This is a genomic window from Caulobacter sp. GW822-FHT07D08, assembly GCF_058798735.1.
In genome coordinates this window covers 1-10,978 of the sequence record NZ_JBXAKU010000002.1, presented here as the reverse complement: position 1 = coordinate 10,978, position 10,978 = coordinate 1, and the positions used below count along the sequence as shown (strand labels likewise).

The 10,978-nt window shown below is 66.5% G+C and carries 9 protein-coding genes; 1 reads left to right on the top strand and 8 read right to left on the bottom strand.

Features of this window, described 5'->3' with window-relative positions; genetic code table 11:
• From trxB to AC1RJ9_RS03880, 7 genes are read right to left on the bottom strand one after another with little or no spacing between them, the layout of a single operon-like run.
• A complete protein-coding gene (gene trxB, locus AC1RJ9_RS03910) occupies positions 1 to 987 on the bottom strand; it encodes a thioredoxin-disulfide reductase (RefSeq protein ID WP_492836144.1) in 987 nt (328 codons plus the stop codon).
• Positions 988 to 1,011: 24 nt separating this feature from the next.
• On the bottom strand, positions 1,012 to 1,899 hold the full coding sequence (locus AC1RJ9_RS03905) for a hypothetical protein (protein ID WP_492836142.1): 888 nt from the start codon (positions 1,897 to 1,899) through the stop codon (positions 1,012 to 1,014).
• Positions 1,899 to 2,222 (bottom strand): thioredoxin, encoded by a 324-nt coding sequence (gene trxA / locus AC1RJ9_RS03900; protein WP_492836140.1) that lies wholly within the window; start codon positions 2,220 to 2,222, stop codon positions 1,899 to 1,901. The genes AC1RJ9_RS03905 and trxA overlap by 1 nt, the downstream gene beginning before the upstream one ends.
• A gap of 29 nt (positions 2,223 to 2,251) precedes the next feature.
• On the bottom strand, positions 2,252 to 3,712 hold the full coding sequence (locus AC1RJ9_RS03895; RefSeq protein ID WP_492836138.1) for a metallopeptidase TldD-related protein: 1,461 nt from the start codon (positions 3,710 to 3,712) through the stop codon (positions 2,252 to 2,254).
• Complete coding sequence (locus AC1RJ9_RS03890) at positions 3,709 to 5,058, bottom strand: TldD/PmbA family protein (protein ID WP_492836136.1); 1,350 nt, start codon at positions 5,056 to 5,058, stop codon at positions 3,709 to 3,711. Before AC1RJ9_RS03890 ends, AC1RJ9_RS03895 begins: the two co-directional genes overlap by 4 nt.
• On the bottom strand, positions 5,055 to 6,857 hold the full coding sequence (locus tag AC1RJ9_RS03885) for an ABC transporter ATP-binding protein/permease (RefSeq protein ID WP_492836134.1): 1,803 nt from the start codon (positions 6,855 to 6,857) through the stop codon (positions 5,055 to 5,057). The genes AC1RJ9_RS03890 and AC1RJ9_RS03885 overlap by 4 nt, the downstream gene beginning before the upstream one ends.
• Positions 6,858 to 6,874: 17 nt before the next feature.
• Entirely contained in the window at positions 6,875 to 9,226 is a 2,352-nt protein-coding gene (locus AC1RJ9_RS03880; protein WP_492836132.1) for a TonB-dependent siderophore receptor, read from the bottom strand.
• Positions 9,227 to 9,655: 429 nt separating this feature from the next.
• On the opposite strand from AC1RJ9_RS03880, the gene AC1RJ9_RS03875 reads away from it, so the two are divergent.
• Positions 9,656 to 10,627: a LysR family transcriptional regulator gene (locus tag AC1RJ9_RS03875; protein ID WP_492836130.1), complete on the top strand. Its 972-nt coding sequence runs from the start codon at positions 9,656 to 9,658 to the stop codon at positions 10,625 to 10,627.
• 230 nt (positions 10,628 to 10,857) lie between these two features.
• Here AC1RJ9_RS03875 and AC1RJ9_RS03870 read toward each other — a convergent pair whose 3' ends face one another.
• On the bottom strand, positions 10,858 to 10,965 hold the full coding sequence (locus AC1RJ9_RS03870; protein ID WP_492836913.1) for a hypothetical protein: 108 nt from the start codon (positions 10,963 to 10,965) through the stop codon (positions 10,858 to 10,860).
• Between the last annotated feature and the right edge of the window lie 13 nt (positions 10,966 to 10,978).

Here is a 10,978-nt window from a genome sequence, read left to right as displayed (position 1 = left end):
TCAGACCAGCACGCCGACATCGGCGCCTTCGGCGGCGATCGCGTGCGCGTTGCGCCCGGCCAGATAGCGCTCGGCCTCCAGCGCGGCCATGCAGCCCGTGCCCGCGGACGTCACCGCCTGACGGAACAGCCTGTCCTGCACGTCGCCGGCCGCGAACACGCCCGGCACGCTGGTGGCGGTCGATCCGGGCGCGACGAGGATATAGCCCTCATCGTCCATTTGCAGTTGCCCTTTGAACAAGGCGGTCGCGGGATCGTGGCCGATCGCGACGAACAGCCCGTGCGCCGCCAGGTGCGACACGGCGCCGTCACGGGTGTCGCGCAGCGCCACGCTGGTCACGCCGCCGCCATCGCCCAGCACCTCGGCGACTTCGGCGTTCCAGACCATCTCGACCTTGGGATTGGCGCGAAGCCGCGCTTGGTTGGTGCTATCGGCGCGCAGCGTGTCGCGGCGGTGGATCAGATAGACCTTCTCGGCGAAATGGGTGAGGTGCAGCGCCTCCTCGACGGCCGTGTTGCCGCCGCCGACGACCGCGCAGACCCGACCGCGATAGAAGAATCCGTCGCACGTCGCACAGGCTGACACGCCGCGTCCGCGATACTCGGTTTCGCTCTCCAGTCCCAGCCAGCGGGCGGATGCGCCCGTCGCCACGACGATGGTGTCGGCGGTGTAGCGCGCGCCGCCATCGCCGACCGCGAGGAACGGCGCGCGGGTCAGGTCGACCTCAACGATCTGGTCGCTGACGAGGTCGACGCCGGCCTTGCGCACCTGCCCGCCCATCCGCGCCATCAGGTCAGGACCGAGCACGCTCTCCTCGCCCGGCCAGTTCTCGACCTCGGTGGTGAGGGTCAGCTGCCCGCCCGGCTGCGCCCCCTCGATCAGCGTCGGCGCCAGCGCGGCCCGCGCGGCATAGACGGCGGCGGTATAACCCGCCGGGCCCGAGCCGATGATCAGCATCTTGCTGTGCCGCACGCGCGGCCCGGTCATTCCCGGCATCCTATGCCCTCATCCTTACTGTGCGGGAACCGGCGCGGCGGCAAGCGGCGCGCGCTCCATCAGCTCGATCGTTTTCCAGCCGAACGACCGATACCGTTCGTTGGACGCCTCCATCCGCTCCAGCCGCAGGCGAAACTGCCGCGCCAGGGCCGGATGGTCGGCGTCCAGGATCGCCAGCACGCGGTCGAGCCCGGAGAATTCGGCCTTGTATCCGTCCTTCTCCGCCTGATCGCGGATATGGAAGACGCGGCTTTCGTCTTGGTCGGTCCAACCGATCCTCGATAGGGCGAGATAGAGTTCGAAGGTTCCCAGCCCGTTCAGCGTGTCACGCAGGACGGTCCGCATGGAGGTCGGCCAGGCCGCCGCCTCGATAACCTGCCCCGCCCGACGATCGAGCGTCGCCTCCTCCAGAGCGTCCGTCGCGGCGACGGCGGCCATCCGGGCGGCTTTCCACGTCTTTCGATCGGGTTCATCGCCGTCGATCGCACGCCGATGCAAGGCCATGATCGCCAGACGGCCCCGCTCCACATCCGGGCGTTGTTCGGTCAGAGCCGCCAGTTCGGCGCTGGCGAGAAGGTCCAGCACCAGTTGCGAGACGATCCGCGTCAGATCCGCCCCGACGGGCGTTCGCTCCAGCCAGGCCCACGCGAAGCGCTCGGCCTCGGCCTTCGGCCGGAAGCCGTTGACGAAGATCGGCAGCGCCTCGGCCAGCGCGATCGGATATCCCAGTCGCTCGGCGAAGCCCGGCGTATCGTCGGCTTCCATGACGGCGCCGATGACATTGGCCTGTCCGTTCTCCCAGGCCGGGAAATAGACGAAGCTGTCCGCCGCGATGTGGCGCCGCAGGCGCTCCATCGCCTGCGCCTTGACCGCCTTGTCGCCGTGGAACGCGACCATCGTCATCATTCCGTTCCCACATGGGCGTCGACAAAGGCGTCGAGCCGGCTGCGCGAGATGGTGCCGAAGGTCCGCCCGGTCTCGGCGCCGTCCTTCACGATCATCAGCAGCGGGATGCCGCGGACCGCGAACCGTTCGGCCAGCTTGGGATTGGCCTCGATATCGACCTTCACGATCTCCATCTCGTCGGCATATTCCTCGGCCATCTCGTCGAGCGTTGGGGCCAGCGCCTTGCACGGCGCGCACCAGGGCGCCCAGAAGTCGACCAGCACGGGCTTGTCGTTCTTCATCACGATCTCGTCGAAATCCTGCTCGGTCGCGTTACGCATGATACTTGTCCTTTCGGGGAAGTAGGGGGTCATCCGGCCTGTCCGCCGACCATCATCCGGTCGATGCGCAGCGTGGGCTGGCCGACGCTGACGTGCAGCGATTGGCCCTGCTTGCCGCAGGTCGCCATGCCGCTGTCGAGCGCCAGGTCGTTGCCGATCATCGAGACATGGCGAAGCGCCTCGTGCCCAACGCCGATCAGTGTCGCGCCGCGCACTGGCGCGACCAGTCGACCCTTCTCGACCAGCCAGGCCTCGATCGTGGTGAAGTTGAAACGGCCGGTGACGATATCGACCTGCCCGCCGTCGAATTCGGTCGCATAGACGCCGCGATCGATCGAGGCGATGATATCGGCCGGATCGGCGGCGCCATTCGCAAGGAACGTGTTGGTCATGCGCGGCATCGGCAGATGCGCATAGGACTGCCGGCGACCGTTGCCGGTCGAGCGCGCGTTCATCAGACCCGCATTGAGCCGGTCCTGCATCAGCCCGGTCAGCACGCCGTCCTCGACCAGCACGGTGCGGTCGGGCGCGGCGCCTTCGTCGTCGATGCCCAGCGACCCCAGCCGCCCCGCGATGCCGCCATCGTCGATCACCGTCACGCCGGGGGCTGCGATGCGTTCGCCGACCTTGCCGTCGAAGGCGGACAGATGCTTGCGGTGGTGATCGGCCTCCAGACCGTGGCCCACCGCCTCGTGGAACAGCACGCCCGGATAGCCCGGCCCCAGCACGACCGGCATTTCGCCGGCCGGCGCGGGAATGGCGTCGAGATTGTTGACCGCCATGCGCGTCGCGGTCGCGATCATCGTATCGATCGAGGCCGCATCGAACCCATCCAGGCCGGCGCGCCGGCCCAGACCCGCCTGTCCGCGCGCGCGCTGACCGTTGTGCTCGGCGATCACCACCATCGACAGGATGGTCATGGGCCGCACGTCGCCAGCCAGCAAACCGTCGGCATCGGCGACCAGCACCGTCGTGTCGGTCGCGCGGACGTTGGCGTCGACCCGCACGATGCGCGGATCGTGCGCGCGCGCCTGTTCGTCGATCCGTTTCAGGATCGCGATCCAGGCGCCGGCGTCCTCGACCGCGACCGGATCGACCGCGGGATAGAGATCATGTCCCGCGACCCGGCGGTTCAGCGCGACACCTTGCGGATGTCGTCGCGACTCCCCGCGACGCTCCAGCGTCCGCACCGCGCGCACGGTGTCGAGCAGCGCGCCCTCGCGGATGTCGGCGGAGTGGGCGAAGCTCACCTGGCCGGCATGGGCCGCGCGGGCGCCGACGCCCTGGCGCATGACAAAGCCGCCCTGGGTGACGCGCCCGCCCTCCAGCCCCCAACTGCGCATGCTGGTCGTCTCGAAATAGAGGTCGGCGAAATCCGCGCCGCCTCCGGCCAGCTCGCCCAGCGCACGGGCGATCGCCGCTTCGTCGAGTCCGGCCGGGCCGAGCAACGCCGAGCGTGCGCGGTCGATCGCGAGGGCGCCGCCGTTCATGTCCTGCCTCCCACCAGCATGTCATCGATCAGGATCGAACCGGTGCGGATCGCGCCCAGCCGCTCGACATCCCGGCCGACCGCGCGGACGCCGTTCAGCATCGCGGGCATGGTCCCGGCCAGCGTCACGTCGGTGACGGCATGGACCACCTGTCCGTCCTCGACCCAGAGGCCCCGCACCGCCTGGGTCCAGTTGCCGCTCGCGGGATCGGTCTTGCCGCCCTGAAACTGGGTGACGACCAGCCCGGCGCCCAGCATCCGCAGCATCTCGGCCCACTCGCCGCTTTCGGCCGTGCTGGTCAGCCGCAGATTGTAGTAGCCATCGGCATTGCCGGTCGAGGGCAGGCCCAGCTTGCGCCCCGTGAAGCTCGACAGGAAGAGCCCCTCGACCACGCCGGACCGGAGGATGGCGCGCGGCGATCCGGCGATCCCCTCGCTGTCGAAGCCGCCGCTGGCCAGACCCAGCGGCTCGAACGGGTCTTCGTGAAGATCAAGGTGCCCGGCGGCCACGCCGCGTCCGATCGGATCGGGCAGGAAACTCATGCGCCGATGTTGCGCCGCGCCGGTCAGCGCGCCCGCCAGTTCGCCGACCAGAATGGCGGCGACGCGCGGCTCGAACAGCACCGGACAGCGACGGCTGTCGACCGAGCGCGCCCCCAGGGCCCCGAGGGCGCGGTTGGCGGCCGCCTTCGCGAGCTGTTCAGCGGACGACAGGGCGTCGGCCCGTCGTTCCTGCGATTGGCAGAAGTCGGAAATGCCGCCACCCTCGTCCTGGGCCAGCATCACCGTCCAGCGGGCGTCGTTGGAGCGCGGCGCGCTGCGGCAGAAGCCGTCGCTGGTCGCCAGCGCCCAGAGGCCTTCGGTCGCCACCGCCACCGACTCGCCCGCGCGCAGGCGGCTGTCGGCGGCGGCGACGCCGATGGCGATGCGGTTCATGGTGTTCGCCGCGTCCAGCAGCGTCGCCGGACCACGGGGACTGTCGGCGTAGAGCAACGGCGCCGGACCGGAAAAGGCGAGCGCATCGGCGGAGGGCATGTCGGCGTCTGGATCGGGCTGGACATGTCCGGCGATCAGCATCGCCTCCTCGACGACCCGCTCCACCGCCGCCCGATCGAACCCGGCGGTCGAGGCCGATCCGCGGCGCCCTTCGTGAAACACGGTCAGGCCCAGGCCCTGACCGCCGCTGCGCTCGGCCGTCTCCACCTCGCCGTCGCGCACCGCGATCCTGGCGACGGCGTCATGATGGACCGAGGCGCGGGCTCGAGCGCCACGCCGGCCCGCCAGCTCCACCGCCAGCTGGGCGGCCTCGCGCAGTTCGGTCTCGGTCTGGGTGAGCAGCCTGGTCACGCCTGAACCTCGATACGGGCGGCGGTGGCGTGGCCGTGATGCAGTTGCAGGCGATCGGTGTGATAGGCGGCCAGCTTCTCATCGTGCACCACGCTGACGATGGTCGCCTCGGGCATGGCGTCGAGCACCGACTGGTAGAAATGCGCGGCATTGTCCGCGTCGAGCGCGCTCGTCGCCTCGTCCAGCACCAGCAAGGTCGGACGCTGAAGCAGGATGCGGGCGAGCGCCACGCGCTGCTGCTCGCCGGGCGACAATTCGTCCTGCCACATGCGCGACTCGTGCATGGCCTCGATATGGGCCTCGAGCCGGACCCGCTCCAGCAGCCGCGCGATGGCCGCATCATCGTGATCCTCGGTCCGGTCGGGGAAGCAGATGGCGTTCTTGAGCGTGCCGAGCGGCAGGTAGAGCCGCTGCGGCACCAGCATCGCCGTACCGCGCCGGGTCATCGCGACCTGGCCCGATCCATCCGGCCACAGTCCGGCGATGGCGCGCAGCAGGGTGGTCTTGCCCGTGCCCGAAGGCCCTTCGATCACCCAGCGCTCGCCATCGCGGATGGTCCAGTCGGCGACCGACAGCAAAGGCTCGCCATTCGGGCGACGCAGCATCAGACCCGTCGCGCTGATCGCCACGCCCTCGGGCGCGCCGCCGGGCGTAAAGCCGATGCCACGCGGCCGCTCATAATCGATCGCATCGTCCAGCGCCTTCAGACGATTGATGTTGGCGATCTGGCGGGCGATGCTCGGATAGGCGGTAACGATATAGGACAGACTGCCCGCGAACTGCGCGAAGGCGTCGCGCGCCGCCTGGACCTGACCGAAGCTGATCGCGCCCGCGAAGTATTTCGGCACGGCCAGAAACAGCGGGACGATGCCCATGACCTGCTGATAGACGCCCTGCCCTACCTGCAAACCCGCATTGGCCAGCATCATGCGGTACCAATTGCGCCGGATGTTGTCGAAGGCGATGCGAAGTCCGCTCTGTTCGATCCCCTGCGCGCCGGAAAAAGCGATCTGTTCGCTGTTGCGCCGAACATGCAGCAGGTCGCTACGGAAGTCGGCTTCGAAATGCTGCTCAAGCATCCGGCGCCGGACGAACGGCTTGCCGATCCAGGTGATGAACACCGTGCCAAACAGGACATAGACGATCGCGAACCAGACGAGGTCGCCGCCGGGCAGAGGGATGCGATGGCCGAAAAGGGGAATGCTGATCGGCGAGGATGTCTGCAGCAATATGGCGGCGAAGACGATCGCGCGCACCAGACTGAAGACGAGCGCGATCACGATGGCGAGCGGCGATGTCCCGTACACCAAGCCCATCGCCGTGAATTCCTTCACGTCTTCGGCGATGCGCTGGTCGGGATTGTCGATCATCCGCAACCGCTCGATCTCATAGAAGCGATCGCGGGCGAACCAGCGGCCCAGATACCATTCGGTCAGCCATTGGCGCCACCGCATCGACAGCGTCCAGCCGACGAGATTGTGCGCGAAGGCCGTCCCGATCTGGAGAACGATGATCATCGAGAAGGCGAAGACCAGCGACAGGAACAACCCGCCCTGCCGCTGTTCGATCGCATCGTAGAAATGGCGCTGCCACTGATTGGACAGCAGAAAGGCGTAGGTGGTGCCGATCTCGATCGCGCAATAGCAGGCGACCAGGAACCACGCCCATTTCCAGTCGTCCGACACGAAATAGCGCGTGCTTAAACGCCAAGCATAGGCCCAGCGTTCGCGCCCCGGCTGGGAGAACCGAAGACCCGCCTCGCGGCGGGTCTCCTCTACATTGACAGGTGGCGGCGTCATCGGTCTGCGATACCCGATCAAAACAGGCGCTTGGAAATGCTGAGGCGCACGCTGCGCGGCTCTCCGACCGGCACGTAAGAGAAGATCGAGGTCGACCCGTAGTTTCGGCGATCGAGGATATTGCGGACACCGATATTGATGTCGAAGCCCCTCACACTCAGGAAGGCATTCGCATCGATCTGCCGCGACGACGGTACGACATACTGGCCCAGCAGGTTGGCGAACGAGCTCGACCGCCCGTACAGGCCGGCCGATACGCCGCCGCTGACACCCTCCGAAATCTTCGTGCGATAGGTCGAATAGACGCTGTACGTGTCACGCGGCTGGTTCGCCACGACGGTCTGAAGGGCATTCGTGGTCAGCAGCGCATATTTGGTGCGCGTCAGCGACGCCAGCACCGTCCATCCCGGCGACAACTGCCCGGCGATGTTCAGATCGACGCCCCGCCCGCGCTGCCCCGGTCCGGGGAAGAGGTTGGTCGGATCCGTTGGGTCACGAACGATGATATTGTCCTGCTGGATATCGAAATAGGACGCATTGACCGTCGCGCGCTTTTGGAAGACGTCGAGCTTGACGCCCACTTCCTTGTTGTTGGTGATGATGTTCGGCAGGATGGAGCCATCCTTGGCGACCGTGAACGTGGCCTGCTCGCCTCGCGCATAGTTGGCGAAGATCGAAAGGTTGTCCGTGGCGTCGAAGATGACGCCGCCGCTCGGTGATACGCCACTCTTGCGTTGCACCAATAATGGCGACGGGCCCGCGAAAAACGTCTGCGATGTGCTTTCGAACCAGTTCTTGCGAACGCCGCCCAGGACCTTGATCTTCCAGAACTCGATCAGAGCCTGGCCATAGACCCCCTCTTGCTTGCCGCCGTTGCGGATCTGCACATCGCCAAACGCTGACCACGGTATGTCGACCAAGGGTGTATTGGCGTCGAGCGACGGGTTCGTGGCCCGGTTGTAGACCAGCCCGCTCTGCTGCGCGCTGTCGCCGTCGCTGTAATTGTAGCCAAAGTTGAAGCTGGCCTTCACGCCGTCGCCGATCCGCGTCTTGATCCGCAGGAAGCTGTCGATGGCGCTGGATGAGCCGTCCTGCCGCGACCCTTGGGTATCGGCCACCAGAGCGCCTGCACGGCTGTAGCCGACGTTGGCGGCCCGGAGCTTCAGCAGGGTCTGGTCGTGCGTACCGCGTACGACGAGGTCGATACCCGGCACGATCTGTCGCGTCGCATCGAAGTAGACACGCGTGGTGTTGATGTGAATACCCTGGTTGGGCGCATAGATGGGCCGCGAGGGGTCGCGATCGATGATCCGCCGGGTCTTGTTGTCGAACAGCGTGAAGGCGCCGATGCCGCTGGAGCCTTCGTTGATGCTGGCGCCGATCACGACATCGGTCAGGCGATCCTTGTACCGCACGGTCGGCGCGAACAGCCAGTTCTTGTCACCCGTATAGCCGCCGTAATTGTGGTCCATCGTCTGCGCGCTGGCGATGACGCGCGCCGACAGCTTTTTGTTGGCGATGATCGCACCGTTGGCGTCGATCACGCCGCGCACCAGCCCGAACGAGCCGGTATCGAAGCCGACGGCCAGCCGCCGCTCGGCGCTCGGCTTCTTCGTCACCACGTTGACGTTACCGCCCAGATTGCCGAACCCGGCCAGCAGCGCGTCGGGGCCCTTCAGGACTTCGACCCGCTCGATATTGGCGACCGGCTGATCGGCCCCCGCATTGACGCCATATTGCGACGTCGTCGTCAGGCCGTTGACCAGACCGCCCGCCGAGAAGCCGCGGAGCGTATAGCTGGCGCCGCTATTGGGGGTGTTGACCAGCGCCGACACACCGCCCGCGTTGCGCAGGATGTCGGTGATGTTGAGCGCCTGCTGTTCCTCGATCGTCTTGGCGGTGATGACCTGCGTATTGCGCGGCTGGTTGCGCAGGCCCAGGCCGTTGCGATCGGAGGTGCTCGACTGGCGGACCAGCGCGCTGGTTTCGGCCTCGTCGCGACGGGCGATCACGACAATCTCGTTGAGGATGACCGGATCGATGACGACGACCAGACCCGCCTTCGCGCCCGAAAGGACGGCCAGACTGCTGCCCTTGATCGCCGCTTCAGCCGCCCGCCGGGCGTTCGTGGCCCCGTGCACCGGCCGGGAGGTCAGTCCCCGGACGGCGTCAGGGTCGTAATTGATCGTCTCGCCCGTCCGCGCGGCGATCGCCTGAAGCGCCTCGGCCATCGGCATGGCGGGCAGGTCGATGGCCGTGGCCTGTGCGCTCTGCGCCGAAGCGGACGACGGTGTGACGACGCTCACCAGCGCCAGAACGCCGAGGCTTGCGGCGCTTAACAGACATCGGGTCTTGGCAGTCATATGCATCACGCAGTTCCCCCTTTGAGGGCCGCACGCCATCCCCGCACGGGCGCGACTGCCCGTCCGCTAAGCCGCAGACCCTATGACAAAACGAACTCGCCTAACGGCGCGAAACAGTCGCTTCCAGATCGGCTACGACTGCGGCCCCCTCCTGCTCGACGGCGCCCCCCAGTCTTGGAAGCCAAGCCCTGGCGGGACTTTTCCGTCGAAAGAAACGCTATGTGTCCGTTCCATGACTGGCAAATTCGAAGTGTTCATGCCCCCATAAGCCGCATGGATGGCCTACGGTGATGTCCCGGGTGGATTGCAAGCCCGCGCGAAGATTGAACTGCCAATCGACCAACGGGTCTGCGGACGCCAGAAGCAACTACAGTCTACATATGGAAGATTGCTGGAAGCAGCGGTCCGGCAAAGTCGGTAAGGGGCAGGCACAGGATGAACGCCAAGCAACCCGAGGCGGAGGTGCGGACACCGCCTCCCGACGTCTTACCGCTGCGCAAACTGAATTTGAACCTTCTCTACCCCCTGGATGCGATCCTGCGCGCGCGGTCCCTGACCGAGGCGGGACGAGAGGTCCGGCTCAGTCAGCCGGCCATGAGCCATGCCCTGCGACGCCTGCGCGAGCACTTCGCCGATGATCTTGTGATCCACCTGGGCGCCGAGCAGCAGCTCACGCCCCTTGGTCTGGCGTTGCGTCCCGAAGTGCAGCGGGTGATGCGCGAAGTGGAGGGCGCCTTCAACTTCTCGCTCGCCTTCGATCCCATGACCACCACCGGCGCCATCCATGTCGCCACGTCCGAGGCGATAGAGCAGATGCTGCTTGGGGAGGTGCTGCGCAATCTGTCCACGACCGCCCCCGGTTTGACCGTGAGCATTTTACCGCTCGATATCGCACGACCGCGGCGCGCGCTGGATGATGGGGCCGATTTGTTGCTGCTTCCCGGACAGTGCGCGCTCGACGGTCTGGAGACATTGCCGATCCTGAACGACCAAGCCTCCTGCATGATCTGGACCGAGCACCCAACGCTGCGGGACTGCCATGACCTGAACGAAGATCAGTATCGCGCCGCGCGGCACATCGTGGCGCGCGGCGAATTGACGGAAAGCTTTCCGCTCGACGCGGCTGGCGCCGAGATGCTGCGCGCGCGCCGGATCTGCATTCAGACCAGCTCGCAGGCCACGTTGCCCGCTATCGTCATCGGCAGCGATCTGGTGGCGACCGGCAGCATGTGGCTGTTTCAACACTATGCATCGATGATGCCGCTGAAGGTCGTCACCGCGCCTTTTACCAGGCGTCGAACCCCAGTCGTCGCGCAATGGCCAAAACATCGTCGAGATCCCATGCTGGCATGGTTCGTCGACCAGATCAGGGAAAGGCGCCGACAATATCCCCGCGGTCTTGAGTGACGACACGTCTTTCCATGCGGGAATGACCAATCAAAATTAGAGATGCCGCAACGATCGGCGGAACGCCGCAGACGGGTCGCCCGCTGTCTGGCTGCCGATGTTCCCGTTATTCGTCTGCCCTACGCATCCGGTGAGGACCTCGGCGGCTAGCTCCGGTCAGCGGACGTCATCAAATTCCGGGCGGGGTGCTTAGCGTACCCATCCGGTGAGCGCCGCGGCGAGGATGGCGCCTATAGGGGATGAAGGTGTCCGTCGGTTTCGATCAGTTTGAGCGCTTGGGCGAGTGATTTGCCCCGGTGCAGGCAGAACCAGGCGCCGGTGTGCCGATGCCACTGGATGTTGAAGCGGTCG

What these genes read in the sequence shown, in the direction of transcription:
- AC1RJ9_RS03895 (WP_492836138.1), bottom strand. Translation starts at nt 3,712, where the DNA reads ATGAACGGCGGCGCCCTCGCGATCGACCGCGCACGCTCGGCGTTGCTC.
- AC1RJ9_RS03880 (WP_492836132.1), bottom strand. Translation starts at nt 9,226, where the DNA reads ATGCATATGACTGCCAAGACCCGATGTCTGTTAAGCGCCGCAAGCCTC.
- AC1RJ9_RS03885 (WP_492836134.1), bottom strand. Translation starts at nt 6,857, where the DNA reads ATGACGCCGCCACCTGTCAATGTAGAGGAGACCCGCCGCGAGGCGGGT.
- AC1RJ9_RS03875 (WP_492836130.1), top strand. Translation starts at nt 9,656, where the DNA reads ATGAACGCCAAGCAACCCGAGGCGGAGGTGCGGACACCGCCTCCCGAC.
- AC1RJ9_RS03905 (WP_492836142.1), bottom strand. Translation starts at nt 1,899, where the DNA reads ATGACGATGGTCGCGTTCCACGGCGACAAGGCGGTCAAGGCGCAGGCG.
- trxA (WP_492836140.1), bottom strand. Translation starts at nt 2,222, where the DNA reads ATGCGTAACGCGACCGAGCAGGATTTCGACGAGATCGTGATGAAGAAC.
- trxB (WP_492836144.1), bottom strand. Translation starts at nt 987, where the DNA reads ATGACCGGGCCGCGCGTGCGGCACAGCAAGATGCTGATCATCGGCTCG.